Annotated in this window: 19 protein-coding genes; 8 read left to right on the top strand and 11 right to left on the bottom strand. The window is 52.8% G+C overall.

Going from position 1 to position 20808, the window contains the following annotated elements:
• Positions 1–216: 216 nt before the first annotated feature.
• From V8F51_RS29985 to V8F51_RS29975, 3 genes are read right to left on the bottom strand one after another with little or no spacing between them, the layout of a single operon-like run.
• Positions 217–1437, bottom strand: coding sequence for a pyridoxal-phosphate-dependent aminotransferase family protein (locus V8F51_RS29985; protein ID WP_337104177.1), 1221 nt, complete (start codon positions 1435–1437; stop codon positions 217–219).
• Entirely contained in the window at positions 1434–2720 is a 1287-nt protein-coding gene (gene allC / locus V8F51_RS29980) for an allantoate deiminase (RefSeq protein ID WP_337104176.1), read from the bottom strand. Before allC ends, V8F51_RS29985 begins: the two co-directional genes overlap by 4 nt.
• A gap of 47 nt (positions 2721–2767) precedes the next feature.
• Positions 2768–4144, bottom strand: a complete 1377-nt coding sequence (locus V8F51_RS29975) for an allantoinase (RefSeq protein ID WP_337104175.1) — start codon at positions 4142–4144, stop codon at positions 2768–2770.
• Between the two features lie 265 nt (positions 4145–4409).
• Between V8F51_RS29975 and V8F51_RS29970 the strand changes: the two genes are divergently transcribed.
• Positions 4410–6059, top strand: a complete 1650-nt coding sequence (locus V8F51_RS29970) for a PucR family transcriptional regulator (protein ID WP_337104174.1) — start codon at positions 4410–4412, stop codon at positions 6057–6059.
• Between the two features lie 26 nt (positions 6060–6085).
• Here V8F51_RS29970 and V8F51_RS29965 read toward each other — a convergent pair whose 3' ends face one another.
• Entirely contained in the window at positions 6086–7126 is a 1041-nt protein-coding gene (locus tag V8F51_RS29965) for a YheC/YheD family protein (protein WP_337104173.1), read from the bottom strand.
• Positions 7127–7281: 155 nt separating this feature from the next.
• Between V8F51_RS29965 and V8F51_RS29960 the strand changes: the two genes are divergently transcribed.
• Genes V8F51_RS29960 through V8F51_RS29950 form a run of 3 tightly spaced genes read left to right on the top strand, consistent with a single transcriptional unit; the run spans position 7282 to position 10461 of the window.
• Positions 7282–8502, top strand: coding sequence for a hypothetical protein (locus V8F51_RS29960; protein WP_337104172.1), 1221 nt, complete (start codon positions 7282–7284; stop codon positions 8500–8502).
• Positions 8503–8518: 16 nt separating this feature from the next.
• A complete protein-coding gene (sbnA, locus tag V8F51_RS29955) occupies positions 8519–9490 on the top strand; it encodes a 2,3-diaminopropionate biosynthesis protein SbnA (RefSeq protein ID WP_337104171.1) in 972 nt (323 codons plus the stop codon).
• Positions 9491–9495: 5 nt separating this feature from the next.
• Complete coding sequence (locus tag V8F51_RS29950; protein WP_337104179.1) at positions 9496–10461, top strand: 2,3-diaminopropionate biosynthesis protein SbnB; 966 nt, start codon at positions 9496–9498, stop codon at positions 10459–10461.
• A gap of 357 nt (positions 10462–10818) precedes the next feature.
• On the opposite strand, the gene V8F51_RS29945 is transcribed toward V8F51_RS29950, so the two are convergent.
• The gene (locus tag V8F51_RS29945; RefSeq protein WP_337104170.1) at positions 10819–11055 is read right to left on the bottom strand and encodes a DUF6953 family protein; all 237 of its coding nucleotides are present in this window, start codon (positions 11053–11055) and stop codon (positions 10819–10821) included.
• A gap of 364 nt (positions 11056–11419) precedes the next feature.
• Here V8F51_RS29945 and V8F51_RS29940 point away from each other — a divergent pair, with 364 nt between their 5' ends.
• Complete coding sequence (locus V8F51_RS29940; RefSeq protein ID WP_337104169.1) at positions 11420–11869, top strand: MarR family winged helix-turn-helix transcriptional regulator; 450 nt, start codon at positions 11420–11422, stop codon at positions 11867–11869.
• Between the two features lie 48 nt (positions 11870–11917).
• Positions 11918–12895 carry an aldo/keto reductase gene (locus V8F51_RS29935; protein WP_337104168.1) on the top strand — a complete coding sequence of 326 codons (978 nt, stop codon included), beginning with the start codon at positions 11918–11920 and terminating at the stop codon, positions 12893–12895.
• A gap of 54 nt (positions 12896–12949) precedes the next feature.
• Here V8F51_RS29935 and V8F51_RS29930 read toward each other — a convergent pair whose 3' ends face one another.
• Positions 12950–13651, bottom strand: a complete 702-nt coding sequence (locus V8F51_RS29930) for a class I SAM-dependent methyltransferase (protein ID WP_442956513.1) — start codon at positions 13649–13651, stop codon at positions 12950–12952.
• A 94-nt stretch (positions 13652–13745) separates the two neighbouring features.
• A complete protein-coding gene (locus tag V8F51_RS29925) occupies positions 13746–14879 on the bottom strand; it encodes an ATP-binding protein (RefSeq protein WP_337104167.1) in 1134 nt (377 codons plus the stop codon).
• 199 nt (positions 14880–15078) lie between these two features.
• Between V8F51_RS29925 and V8F51_RS29920 the strand changes: the two genes are divergently transcribed.
• Both V8F51_RS29920 and V8F51_RS29915 read left to right on the top strand, forming a co-directional pair.
• On the top strand, positions 15079–15783 hold the full coding sequence (locus V8F51_RS29920) for a peptidylprolyl isomerase (RefSeq protein WP_337104166.1): 705 nt from the start codon (positions 15079–15081) through the stop codon (positions 15781–15783).
• Positions 15784–15903: 120 nt separating this feature from the next.
• Positions 15904–16437 (top strand): DUF6143 family protein, encoded by a 534-nt coding sequence (locus V8F51_RS29915; protein WP_337104165.1) that lies wholly within the window; start codon positions 15904–15906, stop codon positions 16435–16437.
• A gap of 136 nt (positions 16438–16573) precedes the next feature.
• Here the strand turns inward: V8F51_RS29915 and V8F51_RS29910 are convergent, their stop codons facing one another.
• From V8F51_RS29910 to V8F51_RS29895, 4 genes are read right to left on the bottom strand one after another with little or no spacing between them, the layout of a single operon-like run.
• Positions 16574–17992, bottom strand: coding sequence for an LLM class flavin-dependent oxidoreductase (locus V8F51_RS29910; protein WP_337104164.1), 1419 nt, complete (start codon positions 17990–17992; stop codon positions 16574–16576).
• A 53-nt stretch (positions 17993–18045) separates the two neighbouring features.
• The gene (locus V8F51_RS29905; protein WP_337104163.1) at positions 18046–18876 is read right to left on the bottom strand and encodes an ABC transporter permease; all 831 of its coding nucleotides are present in this window, start codon (positions 18874–18876) and stop codon (positions 18046–18048) included.
• Positions 18869–19735 carry an ABC transporter permease gene (locus V8F51_RS29900; RefSeq protein WP_337104162.1) on the bottom strand — a complete coding sequence of 289 codons (867 nt, stop codon included), beginning with the start codon at positions 19733–19735 and terminating at the stop codon, positions 18869–18871. Before V8F51_RS29900 ends, V8F51_RS29905 begins: the two co-directional genes overlap by 8 nt.
• 34 nt (positions 19736–19769) lie before the next feature.
• A complete protein-coding gene (locus V8F51_RS29895; protein ID WP_337104161.1) occupies positions 19770–20780 on the bottom strand; it encodes an aliphatic sulfonate ABC transporter substrate-binding protein in 1011 nt (336 codons plus the stop codon).
• Positions 20781–20808: the final 28 nt, after the last annotated feature.

The raw sequence follows: 20808 nt of genomic DNA, 5'->3' as shown, positions 1-20808 counted from the left end.
CTTACCACCCATACCGAATCATCTCCCTTGTCCTTATTTTAATTTATTTGGATAGGGAGACTCCAGTTTAATTAGGGGGCCTTGGAGAATATCCATCATAGCCCCCATCAGCACACAAAACCGCCTATAGTTACCGCAATAATCCAACATAGCCATCCACCGGCATGTTTCATGCGCGACCACCTAGCTCAACAATCGAGCTGCAGTCAGTCTACGTCAAGCATATGCATTCAATGCCGCTTGCACGGCGCGGCCAGCTTCCAGCTTGTGACCTTGGCGCAACAGCGCTGCTTCGAGCGCGCCGAGCGTGAGCAGCACATTGCGTTTGCTGCAGCTGTAGCCCATCGTGCCAATGCGCCATATTTTACCCTTCAGCACGCCGAAGGAGCTTGCAATCTCGATGCCGAAATCCTGCAGCAGCGTACTTCTGACCGCTTCGCCATCGATTCCTTCCGGAATTTCGACGCAGGTGACGACCGGCATTTTGCAGCCAGGGTCGCCATACAGCGAGAGTCCCATCGCCTCAATTCCGGCGACAAGCGCCGCTTCATGCGCCTTATGCCGCGCATAACGCGGCTCCAAGCCTTCCTCCAGCACAAGCCGCAGTCCTTCTCGCAGCGCATACAGCATCGATGTCGCTTCCGTATGATGGTTCAACCGAGCCGAGCTCCAATAATCCTGGAGCATACTGAGGTCGAAGTAATTGCTCTGTACCGGGCGCAGCAGTGACTCCTCCTCGCTGCCCGTCAGCAGGCCGCGCTCGATCTTCTTGCGCCTGGCGATCTTCGCCGCCGCGCGGCTGTTGTACGTGATCGGCGCCATGCCAGCCGGCACGGATAAACATTTCTGCGTGCCGCCGATAACCGCGTCAAGCAACAATCGGTCCGTCTCCAGCGCCACGCCGCCTATCGTGGCTACCGCGTCGACGACAAGCAAAGCATCGAGCTCGCGGCACACTTGTCCAATGCCTTCAAGCGACTGCATCCGCCCAGTTGACGTCTCGCCGTGAACGATCGCAACAAGCCTAGGCCGATGCGTCCGTATTGCCTCGACAAGCTCCTCCGTATCGAAGACGAAGCCCCACTCCTTCTCGATAGTCACAACTTCGGCGCCGCAACGCTCGGCAATCTCCGTCAACAGATGTCCGAACCGGCCATAGATTGGCACAAGCACCTTATCTCCCGGCTCGATTAAGCTAACGAGAACCGCTTCAATACCGGAACGCGACGTGCCATCCACCGGAAATGCCCATTCGTTTTCAGTAACGAACAGCTTCCGCAGCATTTCCATCGTTTCATTCATTATCGAAGTGAACTCAGGATCGAATTGCCCTAATATCGGATACGACATCGCCCGCAGCACGCGCGGATCAACCTCTACCGGCCCCGGCGTCATTATCGTACGCGGCGATGGCGACAAATCTTTGTATACCTTCATAACGCTTCCTCCCCATACCCCAATCTGTACAACAACTCCGTCAGTACCAGCACGCCAACGGCCAGCTCGCTTGGCGCTGTATATTCAAGCGGCGAATGCGAGATGCCGCCGCGGCTTGGAACGAACAGCATTCCAGTAGGGCAGATATGCTCGAACATTTGGGCGTCATGCCCCGCTCCGCTTACCATCCGCTTCGAAGAAATGCTAAGCTCTCGGCTTATTTCGTCCAAATGACGTATAATACCTGCATCCATTGGGACAGGCTTCTCGCAAAACCATTCCATCCCGCTAATCTCAAGCTGTCTTTCATCGGCGAGTCGCTTGAACGTCTCCATGACCCACTTGCAAAATAGGCCCAACGCCGCCTCGTCCGCATGCCTGGCATCCACCGTGAACATCACTTTGCCGGGAACGACATTTGGCACGTTCGGCAATACATTCAGCCGCCCTACCGTCGCCACCAGCGGCGCACCTTGCCGGGTCGCTTCGCGACGCAGCTCCAGAATCATCGCGCTGACACCTTCCAGCGCATCTCTTCGCATATGCATCGGGGTCGTGCCGGCATGATTCGATTCGCCGGTCACCTCGAATTTCATTCGTCTCTGACCCGCTATCGCGTCAACAACGCCAACAGCTACTTTCTCCGTCTCAAGCACCGCTCCTTGCTCAATATGAACCTCAATGAACGCTCCGATATCGTGACGACGACTGCTCCGGCCAGAGCCTCTCCCGAAGCCGCACTTCTCCATCGCATCCACGAACGAAACCTCATCTATATCCTGTAAATGGGCAACCTGCTCAAAGTCCCTTTTGCCTGCTATACTGCCAGACCCCCAGTAAGCCATCGGAAAACGGCTGCCTTCCTCCTCGCATAACGCAACGACCTCCATCGTCCGCTTCGGCTTGCCGTACCGGTCATGCAAGTAGCGCAGCGCCAGCAAGCTTGCCGCAATGCCGTATGCGCCGTCATACTTGCCGCCTTGCACGACCGTATCAATATGTGAGCCCGTCAATATGGACGAGGCCTCCGTATGTTCACCCGGCAGCTTGCCGAATAGATTGCCAACCTCGTCGAACTCCGTCACGAAACCGTAGCTCTTCATCCGCTCAGCCAGCGCATGCTGCGTACTCAGCCACGTATCGCTATACAGCAGACGGGTAACGCCGCCCGCCTCGTCTGGACTGAATGCGGCCAACCACTCCAGCACTTCTACAATTTGCTCTTCGAACATTGCGAGCAGTTCTTCCTTCTCTTGCGGGCGTGCTGCAATTCCTTGTCCCATGGCCGCTCCCCCTTTCAAAGCACCGCTGCAATTAGAACCATCATGGACTATCGAATAAAAGTTCCCCGCTTCTCGCTGCCAAGTCCCGTCTCCGAATCATAAACCTTACGCCCTCTGCTATACACGGACGCAATCCCGCAATGAAAGGTCTCGCCAATATAAGGGCTATGCTTATGACGATGATAAAGCTGCTCTTTCTGCAGTACATAGGTTGTGTTCAAGTCTATTAAAATAAGATCGGCATCCGAGCCTAATCTGATCTCTCCCTTAGCAGGATACAGGCCAAATCGCTTCGCAGGCTCGCCGGATATTATTCGGCTAATTTCAGTAAGCGGAATACCGCGTTTCACATGACCCTCGCCTACGAAGAAAGCGACCGAGCTTTGCGCTCCGGCAATCCCTCCCCAAGCATCGAAGAAATTGTCCGCTTCCTTCATCGAAGTCGGGCATGGCGAATGGTCGGATGCAATCAGATCGATTCGACCTTCCCTTACCGCTTGCCACAGACGCTCCCGCTCCTCGTTGTCCCGCATTGGAGGCGCACACTTGGCGACCGCGCCTTTCTCCACCATTGCCGCTGAGGTAAACGCTAAGTAATGCGGACAAGTTTCCACCGTTACGTCCATGCCGCGTTCGCGCGCTTCACGAATGGTTCGAACCCCCGCCTCACTGCTTATATGCACAAAGTGCAAGGCGCAACCCGTCTGCTCGGCATAGAATAAAGCTCGATTGATTGCCTCAAGCTCGGCCACAATCGGACGCGTGGCGACGTAATCAGCAGCACCAAGTCGGCCTTCCGACCGCGCTGCGTCAGCGAGCCTCGAGACGATCGGCTCACTCTCGGCATGCAGCGCAAGCACTTTGTTCAAGCTCTTTATGATTTTCATTCCTTCAAGCAACGTATAGTCGTCAACCTCGCGGAAGATATCTTCCCCTTCTCCCCCAGGCGCCGACATGAACGCTTTATAACCAACTACACCAGCGTCGCTTAACGGCTTCAACTCATGCAGCTTGCCTGGAACAAGGCCTCCCCATAACGCATAATCCACATAGGATCGTTCATACGCCGCATCCAGCTTCATCTTCATAGCGGCGACCGTCACCGTAGGAGGCACCCCGTTCAGCGGCATATCGATATAGGTAGTGACGCCGCCGGCTGCAAGCGCAGCCGAGCCGCTCTCAAAGCCTTCCCATGCGCCCAGCCCCGGCTCATTCAGATGCACATGAGCATCGATCATGCCCGCCATCACCGTAAGGCCCGATGCATCGATTGTTTCAAGTGCCGGCGCGTCAATGTCATGGCCAAGCTGAACGATAAGTCCATCCTTCACGCCAATATCAAGAATGCGAACCTCATCCTTCAGCACGACGGAACTATTTTTGATTAACAAATCCAGCTTCCCTCTGTCTGCCAATGCATCCACCCCGCCCTCTCCATGTATTTCTATGCCGACTCGCGGCAACTCATTATTCGAGCCAAAATAGTTCTCCCGTCAACTTACATGACATCATTTTAAGATAGATAAACTCATCATAAACGCTGCAAAAAAAAATGTCATTGTGTACACTGACCAAAAATCAACGCCAATCATTGAATAGAATGAACAATCCCGCATTTACATAGCGTCGTATAAATGATATATTCGTGTCATATTATCTAACATATATTTCATAGAGGGTGGTTTAACCATGCTGCTCAAAGATTTAATATCGCTTCCCGTTTATGCGAATGCCGTGGTCGTAGCAGGCCGCGAAGGAATAAGCAACACCGTTCAATCGATCACCATCATGGACGCGCCCGACATTATTCATTATTTGAAGCCTCAGGAGTTGCTTCTGACGACTGGCTACGCGATGAAGGATCATCCCGATGCTCTCCTCTCGCTCGTTACGAATATGGCTAATGTCGGTTGCGCCGGTCTTGCTATTAAGACCAAACGATTTTTCCGCGAGGTGCCGCCGGAAGTCATTAAGAGAGCTAACGAGCTGCAATTTCCAGTCATCGAACTGTCGCTCGAGCAATCGCTTGGCGATATTTCGAGCCACTCGCTCAGTCATATTCTAGAGAAACGAACGGACGAGCTGAACTACGCACTGACAACGCATAAGCAATTTTCTCAAATGATCATGCAGGGCAAGTCGACGCATGACATCATTGAGGAGCTCTCCCTACTCATCAGCTCCCCCGTTATGCTGATTGATTCGGAAGCTAAGCTATTATGCAGCTCCAGCGGCATTTCTGAGCAGCAATACCGCAACTTGCTTCCAAGCCTGCAAGAGCGAATCGGCTCCTCTATCGAACCTGGAGCGCAGCTCCCGCAAACGCCTTTTACAATCGCGGCGTCCGTGTTTCATCCGATTATGACCTACCAGCTCGAAGGCTACGTCGTTGCAAGCATGGACCAAAGCCATGCGCACTACAACTTGTCCAAGCATGCGATGGAGCAAGCAGCTAACGTGATTGGACTTGAGCTCATGAAACGGCAAGCAGTGAAGGAGCGGTCGCGTCGTTACAAGAATGAGTTTTTCTCCGACTTCGTGGATGGCCTCATTTCCTCGGAGCAAGAGCTTACCCATCGCATCAAGTATTATAGACTGATGAATCATCCCTACTACGTCAGTATCGTTGTCAAAAGGGATACGTCCTACGATACTGCAGGCGCTTCGAGCACGCTCGAATCAGACGGCAGATTCATCTCCGAACGCGACCGCCATTACAATGTGCTTAAGAACGAGTTTTCCAAGCTCGATCAACGATTCGTACTGTTCACCAAAAACGATTATTTCTGCGTATTGATCGCCCTGCAGCGAAGTATCGACGTGAAGGCAGGCAAGGTAAGCAAGTTTCTCGAGCAAATGCGGCAAGTCATCGATAGCCTGCACCTGTTGCACGGCATTCCGATATCAATGGGCGTAGGCAACCCCGTCTCTCAGCTCGCAGACATTCCGTTGTCCTACAAGGAGGCAGTGGAAGCGCTGCAGACCGGCTATGATGCACGCAAGCGACAGTTCGTCCAGCATTACCGCGCCAAAAACTTCAATAACCTGCTTCGAATGATCCCGAAGGAAGAGCTGAAAGAATATTACGAGGATACGTTCAAGGATTTGCTCCATATTGAAGGCAAGGAACGAAGCGATCTTCTGAAGACACTAAGCACGTTCTACGAGACGCATTGCCAGCTGGCCGAGACTGCCAAGCAGCTATTCGTTCACCGCAACACCGTCACCTATCGCCTCGAAAAATGCGAAAGGCTCACCGGCCGGGACTTGCGCGACCCGGTCGAGAGCCTTCGATTCCGCACTGCCTTCTCAATGGAATCTATCGTCCATTCCGATTAAGGGGCGCGCACTACTGTTATTTACACTTATACGCCGCGCCTAGCCTTGCCGCAATTCAACGCATAGGTGCGGCCGTACGCCCTCGCGTAGCGGATAATTCTGCGCAGCATCGCCTTATCCGGCAGCAGCGTGAACGGACAAGGATCCGGCGCTGTATTCACTTCCAGTATCCATGGCTTCATATGCTTATCAAGAGCGAGGTCAAGCCCGATCACGCGCAGCCCCGGATAGGCAGCACGCATTTGCTTCGCTGTAACCAGCCCAATATAGTCCATATGCCGAATCAATCGGTTGCGGTAGCCCGCATCGGAATATTTCTTCAACAGACGCGCAGTCGGGTAGATCGAACCTCCCTGGCTGCCGTTTGTTACGATTTTGCGCGGATGCGCCACCCTTCCGAGCGTACCTGTTGCTTCCCAGCCGCCAAACGGCGACTTCTGCACCATTAAGCGAATATCGAACGGCCTGCCTTTATGCTTAAGCAGGTTAATCCCTTTTTGCACGATATAAGTCTTCCCCCTCGTCTCCCTGACAAGAGCGTGATAGAGCGCCTCATAACTGCCGAACGATGCCTTCCGAAACCCGTGCTGATACGTAAACTTGCCTCGATACGCTTCCACGCGCATAACGCCGATGCCCATTTGACCGCCCGTCGGCTTCACGTATACCATACCGAATTTTCGCAGCATTCCATACAAGGATTGCTTGCCGAACAGCTTTGTCGCCGGGATATGATTTCTTAGCTCTCCATTGCGGAGCAGCACCTTCGTCTTTACCCATTTATCCTTAGACGATCTCACCTTTACGGCTGGTTTTAACACCTTCCGCTTCGGAGGCGCCGCATATCTGCTGCGAGCCGGTTGGGCGTACTTGGATGACTTATGAGAAGACTTGAGCCTTCCTGTCGATAATCCCCGTTTCCTCTTCGCTGCTTTTAATTTCTTCTTTGGCCCCGAATGCAATCTCCGGTACTTAGAGTAGCTGTTAATAGAAACCTCGGCCTTTGGTCCATCCTCCATACTGCCAGCTTTTCGAACCGTTGCCGCCTTGTTCACATACACGTCCACGCAATCCCTCCGTTATTTTCAGTCTCTTGTTACAATATTAAACTAGTCAAAAAATAGCCCTAGGCCGCTATCGTCATAAACAGAACCGAGCTGTCTTCGCGAACATATGCTTTAGTAATTCAGCTTTGAATTTATGCGATAGGAGGTTCATACCTATGACTCTAGCAATGCCGATTCAGCAGCAAGTTGAGCTGATAGGCAAGCTTCATCCCTGGTACGCCGAATGGCTCGCGCAGTTGGGACTCCAACCTTCTGTGCAGAATGTTGCAGAACTGCCTCTTGTTACATCCGAAGTGCTTGAACAGGGGTATTATGCAACACCCAGCAGAACGGAACCCGGCTTATCCGTTTATCGGACGTCCGGAACATCATCAGGCAAGCGGAAGTCCATCTATTATTCGGAGTCGGATGATGAGCGCTATATCGAGGCCAAGATGACTTCTTTCCAAGAATGGCTGGGCAGCGATCTAACGGGTGTACGCAAAGCGCTTGCCGATATGGGTACTGGGCATGCGGCCAGCACGGCCGTCACTATTTTCGAGAAGATGGGTTTCGTAGCTGATTCCTTGTCCTTCTCTTCTCCCATCGAAGAGCACATTGCCCGTCTGGACACCTTCAAGCCCGACCTTCTCTATACTATGCCTTCTATTCTGGATGGCATCGCCGCAGCCGCTCCCTCACCGTCCGCATTTGGCATCAAAAAAATAATCGTTGTAGGCGAGATCGCAACCTTGGAATGGCAAGCCAATATGGCGGAACGCTTCGGCATTCAGCGGAGCGATATTCTCGACACTTACGGCTCCATCGAGATCGGAGCTATCGCCGCCTACTCGCATGAGCTTGGCAAATACGTTTTATCAGAAGGGTTATTCGCCGAAGCGCTGCCGGCTGAACAGATTGATTCGAGCTTCGCTCCGCTCCAGGAGAATGAAGGCGTACTTGTGCTGACTTCATTCGTTCGTTCTATGTTTCCTGCTATTCGATTCGTCACTTATGACGTCGTGAGAGATTTCGAGACTCATATAGTAAACGGGGTACCGAGGCAAACCTTCAGGTGCATCTCCAAGCGAATCGGTTCGGAGCTGAAGCATGGCGAGAAGATTAGCCTTTACGACATTGAAGAGGTCGTTAACCGCTACGTGCATGACGCGGAGCTGCGGGTGCGCATTAGCGGCAATAAGCTTGCCGTTCATATTAAGAGCAGATCGCTGGATGAGGCAATGATAGAAACCATTCAGCAGGCTATTGAGGTGAAAATTCCCGAGATTGGCGAGATGATTCAGAACCGAATATTAAGCGGGATCGTCGTAACGAAAGCAACGGATAACGAGCAGTTGGAACGCGGGGCGGTAAAGGCGAAAAAGATTTATTCGTGAGAGGTGGACCATTGTGGTGAATGACAATATATTGGCCGTTATTGGAGAAACGCCGCTCGTGCGGCTGTCCAAACTATTCGAAGAGCGGCGCGGCATACGAGTATACGCCAAGCTAGAGCTGATGAATCCGAACGGCAGCTCCAAGGATCGGCCAGCGGCACGAATTATCAATCAAGCGATCAAGGACGGACGAATCGGCCCGGGATCGGTCGTCATTGAATCCAGCTCAGGCAATATGGCAATCAGTCTCGCGTCCATTTGCTCCTATTTCGGAATGAAATTCATATGCGTTATCGACCCAAAAACATCCGAACAGAACATCAAGATTATGAAAGCATACGGTGCGGAGATTGAATTCGTGGCGAAGCCCGATGAAGCGACTGGCGAATATTTGCCGGCAAGGTTGCAGCGGGTGCAAGAGTTGCTTACCCGTATACCGGGGAGCTATTGGCCGAACCAATATGCGAACGAGAACAACTACGGCGCTCATTATGAAGGCACGATGCGCGAGATCGTAAATGAGCTTGGTACAGTCGACTATGTTGTCGGAGGCGTCAGCACCTGCGGCACAATGCTTGGATGCTCCATGTATGCGCGCAAGCACTCGCCTGGCACGAAGCTCGTAGCCGTGGATGCCGAAGGCAGCGTCATATTCGGAGGCGCCAAAGGTCCGCGCGTCTTCCCCGGTCTCGGTGCAGGCATCGTCCCTCCCTTCGGCCAGTCCTCCTTTATGGACATTTCTATGAATATACCAGAACGTGAAATGGCAGCCAGCTGCAGAACGCTCGTACAGAAAGAGTCCATTCTTGCCGGTCCGTCCTCCGGTGCCGTCATTGCGGCTATGACGCGTCTCTACGATCAGATTCCAAGCGGCTCCGTCTGCGCCGTTATCCTTCATGATCGCGGCGAGCGCTACTTGGATACCGTCTACTCCGATGCCTGGATCGAACGGCAATTCGGCACTGCTAATTCACCGTTGAAAGGATAATGCTCGTGTTATATTTGAATGATAGTCATCTACGTATGGTTGGCCTGCAATGGAATGAGCTTGTGAATAGCGTAGAACATGCCGTCACCGTTATGGACCAAGGCGATTTTGCCCAACCCTTGAAGCCTTATTTGCGCTACAACGATCCGGCCAACCGCATTATCGCAATGCCTGCTTATATCGGCGGCGACGTGCAAGCGGCCGGCCTAAAGTGGATCGCCAGCTTTCCCGGCAACATTCACCTCGGACTGCCTCGCGCGCATAGCGTGACCGTCCTGAACAATGCGGCCAGCGGGGTGCCGTATGCCATCCTTAACGCACCGCTGGCGAGCGCCGCGCGAACGGCCGCAGTAAGCGGTCTCGTCATTCGCCATTATCTGAAGGCTCATCCGGGTCGGCGCATGAAGGTAGGCATTATCGGATGGGGTCCGATCGGCCAGTTGCATTTCGATATGTGCGCCGATCTGTACGGCGATCTCATCGACTCCGCGCTCGTCTACGACATTAGAGAACCGAAGCTCGATGACATCCACCCCGCCCTTTGCGGCAAGACGCTTGCTGCAGCCACTTGGCAGCAGCTATACGCCGAATCCGACGTCGTCATCACCTGTACCGTAAGCAGCAATCGCTACATTGATGTGCCTCCTGCTCCGGGAACACTGCTGCTGGACGTGTCGCTGCGCGACTTCAAGACGGACGCCATCGGCAAGGTGAAGGCAGTCATTGTCGACGACTGGAGCGAGGTATGCCGCGAGAATACCGACATCGAGCTGCTGCATAAGGAGTGCGGTCTTGTGAAGGAACAGACGCATTCGCTCGCCGACGTTGTATGCCGTGAGGCATTAGCCGCTTGGGACGATGACGAACCGGTCTTGTTCTGCCCAATGGGTATGGCTTCTTTCGATATGACCGTTGCCGCCTATATGGTGCGACGGGCGGAAGCGCTTGGATTCGGCGTAAAGCTGGAGTAGCTTTAGCCGGGACGCTGCTTCATTCCTAATTCTTCATATTAATAGATATACTTTCTATCTCTATTTCTCCCAAACTAGCTGGACTTCGCGGAATAGGTATACTTTCTATACCTATTCCATCACGCGGCGGTAGGTGGGGGCACAGTAAGGTAACTTTTAAATGAAATAGATATACTTTCTATCTCTATTTCTCTCAAACTAGCTGGACTTCGCGGAATAGGTATACTTTCTATACCTATTCCATCACGCGGCGGTAGGTGGGGGCACGTTAGTCATTTAATAGGTAACTAAAAAAAGGCCCTCGGATCACACGATAATCATATCGTGAAATCGGAGGCCTTTTTTATGGTTTACACTCTAGCTCCAGCCCCAGAAGAAGCCGTCCCGTTCCCATGCCGCTTTGCCGCGGTGGAGCTTGCGGAACGCCTTCTTCACCTCTTTGTCGATCGACTCGTTGCCGTTGTCGTTCACATAAATGAATGATTCGCCAAAATGGCTTTTAATATATTGGACTGCGGCTTCTTGATGCAAGATACCTGCCGATTTCACTTCATTCAACATCCATTCCGCCACATCATCTGCGGTATGCGCCATTTCTCTACTCCTCCATTCAACTTCAAATAAACGCTGTAACTATAGCATAAACAGCTAACGATCACAATGAAGTTTCACTTAGTACGACGAGACCGAGAAGATGGCAATGGTTTGCGAACAACTAACCCCCTATCCGGAATAACGGGAATTTGTCCAGCTCATTCAACAGAAATTACGAACATCCGGGTATTAGCTGGAAAAACTACCGTTAATAATGCGCTAAAGCGGCGTTCCCCCGCCTAATGCCAATGTTGACAGCCTACAGCTGTGTGAACTATATTTTATTTAATACAATTTAATTGGATAATCATCAATGTGAAGGGGCATTTTATTTACCAACATGCCTATATCTTTGGAGGTACTTATGAATATCGACGATACGATAAAGCTTGATAACCAAATCTGCTTCTCCATCTATGCCTGTTCACGGGAAATAACGAAGCTGTACCGCCCTATTCTCGATGAGCTCGGATTAACTTATACACAATACGTCACCATGCTTGCCCTGTGGGAGCAAGATCATGTATCGGTAAGCGCGCTCGGCCATCGATTATACCTGGATTCGGGCACACTTACGCCGTTGCTGAAGAAGCTCGAAGCAGCCGGCCTACTGACGCGCACCCGCGATCGCGAAGATGAACGCAGCGTCCTCGTCACGCTTACGGAAGCAGGGCAAGCTTTGAAGAACAAAGCTTATGAAGTCCCTCCTCAGCTTTACTGCCAGCTAGACAGCTCGCCGGAAGAGGCGCACTCGCTCCTGCAACAGATGAATGAGCTTCTGGGCAAAATTCAACAAATCACCGGTAAATCCTAACCTGTTCTATAGAACGATTGCAATTTGTCACAAAAGGAGACTGCTGCCATGCCTCAATCCACCTATCGACGATTTGGCAATACTTCTATGAAGTTATCTCCTATCGGGCTCGGCTGCTGGCAGCTCAGCAATGGGAATGGCTTGTTCGGCAAGTTCTGGCCCGCTCTTGATCCGATCACAATCAACGACATCGTCAGAATCAGCTATGAAGGCGGTATCAACTGGTTCGACACCGCCGAAATCTATGGCAACGGGCAGTCGGAGCAACAGCTTGCCCGGGCTTTGCGCGAGGCGCTGCCTGCAGGCGCTCATAGCCATATCGCAACGAAATGGTGGCCGGTCCTTCGTACCGCAACCAATATCGGACGGACAATCAACGTTCGTATGAACGCTCTCGAGGGTCGGAAGATCCACTTATATCAGATTCATAAGCCGCTCTCCTTCTCCAGCGTAAGCAGCGAGATGGGCGAGATGATAAAGCTTGCGGAAGCCGGCATGATCGAGCATATTGGCGTCAGCAACTTCAGCGCTAAGCAGATGGTTGAAGCCGACCGTGTTCTGCGCGGTCATGGCATGCGGCTTGCTTCCAATCAAGTGAGATTCAGCTTGCTTGACCGTGACATTGAGAATAACGGCATTCTGGATACGGCGAAGGAGCTGAACGCCGCTATTATCGCTTTTTCGCCGCTCAAGCAAGGCATTCTAACCGGCAAATTCCATGACAATCCACAGCTGGTCAGATCAATTCATGGCCCTCGCAGATTCGGCGCATCCTTCCGTCCTTACGGACTGCAGCGCTCGAAGCCGCTTATCGATACGATGCGTCAGATCGCTTCCCACTATGATGCCACCGTCGCGCAAATCGCGCTCAATTGGCTAATTCATTCCAATGGCGATACCGTGTTCGCAATTCCCGGCGCATCCAAAGCGTTGCACGCCGAGCAGAACGTCAAGACGCTGCGCTTCAAGCTGACGATTGACGAAATGCACGAGATTAGCGAAGTGTCGAAGTTCGTTATTCGCTAACCTGCACGCAGGAGCAGCGCCTCATCTAAGCGCGCTCTCCATCCTTCCTCTCTACTACGTATATAGCCACCAAACCCCCGCGCATTCCGGCACATGAGCCGCTTCGCTGCCAAACCCATCTGCCCTCTCCCTATCTTCTCCGAAAAAGAAATCAGTCAGCTCCTCTGCCTGCTCCGCGCTTTCGAACTCGTAATCCAAACGAATCCACTTATGCGAAAACCCGTACTTCTTCGTCAATGCAGAATAATAACTCAGCAGAAAATCCGGCGGGTTCGGCTGTTCAAATCCCGTTCCCATCGTCTCGAAAATAACAATCGCCCCTCCCGGCCGCAGCACCCGCCTAAGCTCCTTCATGACCGCATCCACATCGTGCTCCCAGCTCGGATTATTGCTAGATCCTAAGTAGCAAATGCTCCAGCCCGCCACGATGAGATCGGCGCTCCCTTCCGCAAGCGGCAGCTTCCTCATATCAGCGGCTACCGTCCGCCAATTCGCATGCCCTGCTGCCGCAAGCTTATCCGCCGCAATAGAGAGCATCGCTTCGGAGGCGTCCGTTGCCACGATAGACCGAGCCTCTCCCGCCAGCACCGCAGCGAGTCTGCCCGTACCCGCTCCAACATCAACAATATCCAGTCCGGCATAAGGCTTAATCTCGTGGATGCATGCCTGCAAAGCAGGCTGCTTCGTAATCAACGCGTCGTAACGCGCCGCTTCCTTCCTATAGATCGATTCATGATCCGGCATAACAGTAATCATCCTTCCGTATTCGATTAGCACTACGAATCCATCGTAAAGCTTTCCCTTACGAGAAGGTCAACCCTCCGTCTTAAGCGGCAGGCAGGCGCATCATTCACTGCTTGTTGCCGACTTCGTGTTGCACATGTACCGCTAAGCTCGGATAAGCTTCCTCTACTTGCCGCGCATATTGCTCGATCGTCCCAAGCTCTATGCTCCTGCGAAAAATATCGCGGTCCGGCAAAAATGTTACACTCGTTCCCGTCTCCTTCGTTGCTCCCACCGTTAACAGACCGGATTGCGGAATGCCATGCTTGTAATCCTGCCGATAGATGCTGCCGTCTCGCCGAATCTCTACCGAGAGCTTCTGTGAAAGCGCGTTAACGATCGGTATGCTAATCCCCTTCTCCGCACCCGGTACCTTAATCTCCGCCCTTTCGATATATCGATTGATTTCGGTTAACACAGCTTGCACACCGGGGTTATTCGAATGCGGCAACGCTTGAACAGGGATACCTCTGCCGTTGTCAGCAACGGTCAGGCTTCCATCGCGATGGAGAAACAAGTGCACTTCACTGCAGTACCCTGCCCGATGCTCCATAATCGTATTTTCGACAACGGCTTCCAGCAGCATATGCGGATCATATTGTTCCGACGGCCCTCCAAAATAGTCGCCAGCATGGTTGCGCGCTTCCTCTAGTTCCATATAGTTCGTCGTATCGATTAAATCCGATGCCGAAGCAAGCAGCAATAGCAGCGGCAACGCCCGATGGCCGGATAACGAATATTTGCCTCCTCGCTCTTCCTGCACGAGCAAATCTGCTCCAAGCAGCGCCTTAATATGATGATAGAGCTGCCCCGTCGTTCCCATGTTCAATCGTTCGACTAGCTCCGCTCCCGTGAGCGGTTGCTGCAGGACGGTCTTCAGAATATCAAGCCGCTGCTTATGCCCCAGTGCAGACAATACTTTAGCAGCTCTGTCGCTATCCACCTCGAGCAGCCTGCCGACACGCCTCTCCTGCGGCTCCCATCTGAAGCTGCCGTTGCCGGCGCTGACTTGACCGGAATAATGGATGCTTCCTAATTGCTCCTCTTCGGTGAATGCGGAAGCTTGAAGCTTGCTAGCTGCACCCTGCTCTCCACGCAAGCCGGCATTCGGTTGTGCGTATAGCGCTTGCTTGACAAGCCGTTCCAATTCATTCATTTGAACCTTCAGTGCGTCTATTTCCTCGTCATATCGTCTAGTCATTGTTGATATCGCGCCTCCTTTTTACTTAAATACGTAATTACGTATTTAAGTAAATCATACCATCGAGACCCCCATTTTGCAAATGATATCCTGCCGAATCCAATTCACCTTTTTGACCCTTCTCTCCCACCCACTCGCATTCAAATCAATCGATATGCTATTATACAAAGTGGATCATATACAAAGGGGATGCGTATACATGCTGTTGAATAAAAGATTATTTGCAGGGCTGCTCGTCATACTCGCCGTTATGCTAGTCGTAACGACAGGCTGCGGAGCAAGCAAGGAAAATAACGGAGGCAACACCCAAGGCTCGGGCAACAACGAGAACGCTGCGGCCACCGAACCGCCGCAGGAAGAAGGTCCAGAGCTGCTTGGATCGGACAAGCATCCAGTCGTTACAATAGAGATGAGCAATGACAAGGTCATCAAAGTGGAGCTCTATCCAGAGGTCGCTCCGAATACAGTCAACAACTTCATCTCGCTTGCGCAAAGCGGATTCTATGACGGCGTTATTTTCCACCGTGTCATTCCAGGCTTCATGATTCAAGGCGGAGATCCCGACGGCGCAGGCACTGGCGGTCCAGGCTACAGCATTGCCGGCGAATTCACGTCCAACGGCTTCGAGAACAAGCTGAAGCATACGCGCGGCGTTATTTCCATGGCCCGGACAGGCGATCCAAACTCGGCGGGCTCGCAGTTCTTCATCATGCATGAGGATGCTACTTCGCTTGATGAACAGTATGCATCCTTCGGCAAAGTCATCGAAGGCCTTGATGTCGTCGATGAGATCGTTGCCCAAGAGCGCGATGGCAGCGACAAGCCGCTGGATCCTCTTTCCATGAAAAAGGTTACGGTGGATACGAAGGGCATGACGTTCGATGCTCCGAAAAAAGTAGAATAACGAATATAATTTCATACCGTTAATTATTCTTCATCGTTCCTCAGACGCTTCGTTATAGGCATGTTCCAAGATTCCAATCATATGGTGGAATAGAAGCGAATCTGGAAGGACGGTGCAGCAATGTATTCCTTTGGCCCGCCGAACGTGGTCGATATCACCAATCCGTTCATCAAGTCATTGCACGGAAAGTATTTCATGGGGGAGACGGATCAGCTTCAGCCGACGGATTCCAACCGCGTCTGGGCTGCGCTCGTCAACCCGCCTCATTCCGGCGTTAATCTATTTTTTGACGCATACGTCATTAGCAATTTGTCCCATGAGCCTCTCGTCTCGCAAATCTGCTTCTGCAATGGCCTGCCTACTCGCGGCATGATGTCGCATGAAGTATCGGCAACGAATCTAACGATACATCCGAGACCGGCGCCTTGCGGTCAGGTGCAATTCGGCAGCGAGCTCGATCCTAAGGCACTCGGCGCCGTCCCCGTCTCCACCCGGGTCATACCGGGCTACTCGAGTATTACGAGCGAGAAGGACGGCCGCTGGATCTTCGGCCCAGGCCAATCGCTGCTGTTCACGCTGACCGGACCGATGCACCGCTCCGCCCCTGCCGTTGTGTCGTTCGGCTGGTGGGAGGAGCCGGTAGGAAGATACTAGCCTAACATGAATGAAGAAAACCTCACTCCTCATGAATCTAGATTCATGGCGAGTGAGGTTTTCTTCATTATTTCTATTAAGGGCTCTTATCCGGCCTAATTCAGTGAGTTTAGCCTCATTAAATAGTGAGACTGGATCACTGGCCTGCTATCGCTGCATCGTTGCTGCTGCCGACTAGACTGCCATTCGCGCTCGCATCGGTTGCTGCTCCTTGCACCGATGCCCACTTGTTGCGGAAATGTCCGATGCCGGGACGCTCCAGCCCTAGATGCTCGCGCAGCGTGCTGCCGGTGTATTCTTCGCGGAACAGGCCGCGCTGCTGCAGGATCGGGACCACTTGATCAACGAAGTCGTCGAGTCCGCCCGGCAGCACCGGAGGCATAATGTTGAATCCGTCGCAACCGTACTCATCGAACCAATGCTCCATGAGATCGGCTAACTGCTCGGGCGTTCCGACGAATTGCATATGTCCCCTCGCGCCAAGTATCCGTCTGCCAAGCTCCAGCATCGACAGCTGCTCGCTGCGCGCCATATCCATAATAAGCTGGACGCGGCTCTTCATGCCGTTCGACTTCTCTACCGGATCCGGAATGTCCGGCAATTGATCGTCAAGCGAGTAACCGCTTAGATCGATGCCAAGGAATGCCGACAGGAAGCCGGTAATCGCCGAGCGAGGAATCAGCTCCTGCAGCTGGCGGTAACGAGCTTGCGCTTCTTCCACGGTCGCGCCGAGAATCGGCGACAGGCCCGGCATGATTTTCATGCTGCCGCGTTCCCTGCCATAATCCGCCAGCTTGCTGTTCACGCTCTCGTAGAACGTTTTGGCCGCTTCCAGCGATTGTTGCGCCGTGAAGATGACCTCGCCTGTGCTTGCCGCGAAATCCTGTCCCGGTCCGGACGAGCCGGCCTGGATTAGAACCGGATAACCTTGCGGTGACCGAGGTACATTAAGCGGCCCGCGCGTTTTGTACCATTTGCCCACGAAGTCCACCGTCCGCACCTTCGATCCGTCCGCGAACTGTCCCGACTCGCGGTCGAGCACTAACGCATCGTCCTCCCAGCTATCCCATAAGCGAGTGACTGCATCAACGAATTCGCGTGCCATCTCGTATCGAAGGCCATGCTCGGGGTGCTTATCTATGCCGTAGTTGAGCGCCTCGATATCCTGCTGCGACGTGACAATATTCCAGCCCGCGCGCCCGCCGCTAATATGATCAAGCGTTGAGATCTTGCGCGCCACGTTGTACGGCACGTTGTATGTCGTGGATACCGTTGCCGTCAGGCCGATTTTCTCCGTTGCCGCCGACAGCGCAGACAGCAGCGTGATCGGCTCCAGCATGCCCGCCACCGCTTCATCAACGCCCGCGACAAACAGCAGATCCGCAAAAAACATCATATCGAACTTGCCGCGTTCAGCCGTCTGCGCCAGCTTGCGATAAAAGTTAATGTCGAACATGCCTTCCACGCCGGAGTCCGGATGACGCCAGCCCGCATGGTGATGCCCGGTATAGTAGATGAATGCTCCGAGATGAAGCTGCTCTTTTCTCGTTCCCATAGTTGTTCCCTGCCCTTCTCGTCTCTTCTGCTTTACTGGACCTAATATCCAGCTTAACCTTTATACGTATCGCGCCAGCGCAGCCACTTTTTCTCCAATAGCCGTATGGCCGAATCCGACAGCTTGCCGAAAACCGCGAATATAATAATGCCTACGAACACAATCTCCGTTTGCGAATACGCTCTTGCGTCCTGAATCATATAGCCAATGCCAGCGCTCGTTCCCATCATTTCGGCAACGACGAGCAGCAGCCAAGACACCCCCAGCGATAATCGCACGCCTAGCAAAATATTCGGCAGCGCTGTAGGGATAATAAGCTTCGTTATTTGCTGCAGCTTCGTGTATTGAAGAATCCGCGTCACCTCGTACAGCTTCGTTTCCGTGCTGCGAATGCCTAGAAATGTGTTTACATACACCGGGAAAAACGCCCCAAGTCCAATGAGCAGCACCTTCGAGAACTCGCCGATTCCGAACCATAGGATGAACAACGGAATGACTGACAATAGCGGTACGGTCCGCAACATTTGCAGCGAAGGATCCAGCGTCTTCTCGACGACTTTGCCAAGCCCAGCCGACAGTCCGAGCAGCAGCCCAAGCCCGCCGCCCAGCAGGAAGCCTAATCCAGCGCGATAAGCGCTTATGCCGAGATGCTCGAACAGCTCTCCGCTGACGCATAGATCGATGAAGCTTTTCCCGATAAGAACAGGCGATGGCAGCATCGTTCTAGGCAGCAGCTCCAATCCGCTCACTAATTGCCACACCGCTACGATGACAATGGGCACTAACCATGCATGCGTCCATTTCGGAAAAAAGTCCAACCAATCGCGGCGTTCCTCTGCCTGATTCGCAGGCTTTGCCTTGTTAGCCACAACCTGCTCAGCCATGATTGCCGCCCCCTTTGTAGCTGTCCTGCCAGCGCAGCAGCCGTTTCTCCAGCAGCTTCACCAGCGAGTCCGTTATTTTGCCCACAGCCGCGAAGACGATTATGCCCACGAATACAACCGTTGTAATCGAGAAATATCTAGCATCGTTAATGAGGAAGCCGATACCTGAGCTCGAGCCCATCATTTCCGCAACGACGAGTCCCAGCCAAGCTACCCCGATCGACAGCCTTATGCCTAGGAAAATATTCGGCAGCGACGCCGGCAGCACCAGCTTCGTAATCAACTGCCAGCGGCTGAATTGCAGCACGCGGGCAACGTCGAACAGCTTGCCGTCAACCGAGCGGATACCAAGAAATGTATTGACGTACAGCGGGAAGAAGGCGCCTTTGGCGATAAGCAATATTTTCGAAGCTTCGCCGAAGCCGAACCATAGAATGAACAGCGGTGCGAGCGCCAAATGAGGCAGCGTGCGCAGCATTTGCAACGATGGATCGATAAGCCGTTCCGTCCGATACGAGAAGCCCACCCATAAGCCTGCTGCCAAGCCGATCGCTCCGCCAAGCAAGAAACCAAGCAAGGCTCGCCAGAACGAAATGCGCAGATGAATGAACAGCTCGCCTGATGCCGTCAGGTTAACGAACTCCTCTATAATCTGGCCCGGCGTCGGAAGCAGCGTCGGATTGAGCTTGCCCATCATCCCGGCACTCTGCCAAATGACGAGAATGATGACCGGTACCAGAATGCCTAGGAACAGATTAAACGTTTGAATCTGGAGACGGCTGCTAGGCCGTCTCTTCGATTTGCTCTTGTTTGCTGCAATGGATGGCGCCGCCAACTTCTCCGTACTTGCTTGAGCCATGACTTACGCCTCCTTTCCCTGTATGCTTGCCCGCTTACTTCAGCGGCGATTTCAATGCTTCTTCAATGAAGCTGTTGTCGAATACATCAGCTACTTTAATCTCGTTGCGAATCGACTTGATCGAATATTGGAAGTCCGCCGTTTTCTGCTGCTCGGCAATAATGTCGTCGGTTACCGGAATGCTGATCGTCTTGGAGCGCTTGAAGATGCCCTCGATAAGCGCCTCCGGCACTTTGCGTTCATCCGCATAACGTTTCAACGCTTCGTCCCAGTTGTCATTTTCCCAAGCCAATGCTTTGTTCAGCACTTGCAGATAAAGCGTAACAAGCTCCGGATAGTCCTTCGCGAACTGCTCTCTTACGATATTGAAAGAAGGAGACAAGACGCCAAGCTGCTCGCCGTCAGTCAGCACGCGCGCTTTGTCCGTTAGCGTATTGAGCGTAATGTTCGGATCCCAAGTTGCCCAAGCGTCAACCTTGCCAGTCTCGAACGCCGGTTGCGCTTCATCCGGCTGCAATTGGATAATTTCCAGATCGGAAGCTTTAAGTCCCGCTTCTTCCAAGCCGCGATAAAGGAAGTTGTAGGCGTTGCTTCCCTTTGCTACCGTTACTTTTTTGCCTTTCAAATCTTCAATCGTTTGAATATCGCTATCCTTCGGCACGATGATTGCCACGTTGTTCTTGCCTTCCAGCGCCTGCGAAATAACTTTGAACTTGATGTTCGCCGCTTGCGCCGCGATAATCGGCATATTGCCGAGGCCTGCAAAATCAAGTCGGTTCGAAGCCATCGCTTCCGTCATCGGAGGACCGCTTTGGAACTCCGCATATTCAACCTTAACGCCCAGCTTATCGAATTCTTGCTCGAACCATTTCTCTTCTATGATCTTGCCGAATAGTCCGCCGCTGCCTTGATATCCGATCTGAACGGTCAAGCCCTCGTATTTGTTGCCGCCGTTTTCGGATTTCCCGCCATTGTTCGCGGCGCAGCCGCTAAGGAACACCGCTACCACGATTATTACTGCCGTTAACCATTGCAATCTTTTCATAATTGATCTCTCTCCCTTAACTTTCTGT

The sequence above is a fragment of the Paenibacillus sp. YIM B09110 genome (assembly GCF_037167145.1).
In the GTDB taxonomy this organism is placed as follows: Bacteria; Bacillota; Bacilli; order Paenibacillales; family Paenibacillaceae; genus Pristimantibacillus.
Note: the sequence above shows the minus strand (reverse complement) of the source record. Positions and strands in the feature narration are given on the sequence as shown.

What these genes read in the sequence shown, in the direction of transcription:
- V8F51_RS29985 (WP_337104177.1), bottom strand. Translation starts at nt 1,437, where the DNA reads ATGAAGGTATACAAAGATTTGTCGCCATCGCCGCGTACGATAATGACG.
- allC (WP_337104176.1), bottom strand. Translation starts at nt 2,720, where the DNA reads ATGGGACAAGGAATTGCAGCACGCCCGCAAGAGAAGGAAGAACTGCTC.
- V8F51_RS29970 (WP_337104174.1), top strand. Translation starts at nt 4,410, where the DNA reads ATGCTGCTCAAAGATTTAATATCGCTTCCCGTTTATGCGAATGCCGTG.
- V8F51_RS29960 (WP_337104172.1), top strand. Translation starts at nt 7,282, where the DNA reads ATGACTCTAGCAATGCCGATTCAGCAGCAAGTTGAGCTGATAGGCAAG.
- V8F51_RS29945 (WP_337104170.1), bottom strand. Translation starts at nt 11,055, where the DNA reads ATGGCGCATACCGCAGATGATGTGGCGGAATGGATGTTGAATGAAGTG.
- V8F51_RS29940 (WP_337104169.1), top strand. Translation starts at nt 11,420, where the DNA reads ATGAATATCGACGATACGATAAAGCTTGATAACCAAATCTGCTTCTCC.
- V8F51_RS29935 (WP_337104168.1), top strand. Translation starts at nt 11,918, where the DNA reads ATGCCTCAATCCACCTATCGACGATTTGGCAATACTTCTATGAAGTTA.
- V8F51_RS29930 (WP_442956513.1), bottom strand. Translation starts at nt 13,651, where the DNA reads ATGATTACTGTTATGCCGGATCATGAATCGATCTATAGGAAGGAAGCG.
- V8F51_RS29925 (WP_337104167.1), bottom strand. Translation starts at nt 14,879, where the DNA reads ATGACTAGACGATATGACGAGGAAATAGACGCACTGAAGGTTCAAATG.
- V8F51_RS29920 (WP_337104166.1), top strand. Translation starts at nt 15,079, where the DNA reads ATGCTGTTGAATAAAAGATTATTTGCAGGGCTGCTCGTCATACTCGCC.
- V8F51_RS29915 (WP_337104165.1), top strand. Translation starts at nt 15,904, where the DNA reads ATGTATTCCTTTGGCCCGCCGAACGTGGTCGATATCACCAATCCGTTC.
- V8F51_RS29910 (WP_337104164.1), bottom strand. Translation starts at nt 17,992, where the DNA reads ATGGGAACGAGAAAAGAGCAGCTTCATCTCGGAGCATTCATCTACTAT.
- V8F51_RS29905 (WP_337104163.1), bottom strand. Translation starts at nt 18,876, where the DNA reads ATGGCTGAGCAGGTTGTGGCTAACAAGGCAAAGCCTGCGAATCAGGCA.
- V8F51_RS29900 (WP_337104162.1), bottom strand. Translation starts at nt 19,735, where the DNA reads ATGGCTCAAGCAAGTACGGAGAAGTTGGCGGCGCCATCCATTGCAGCA.
- V8F51_RS29895 (WP_337104161.1), bottom strand. Translation starts at nt 20,780, where the DNA reads ATGAAAAGATTGCAATGGTTAACGGCAGTAATAATCGTGGTAGCGGTG.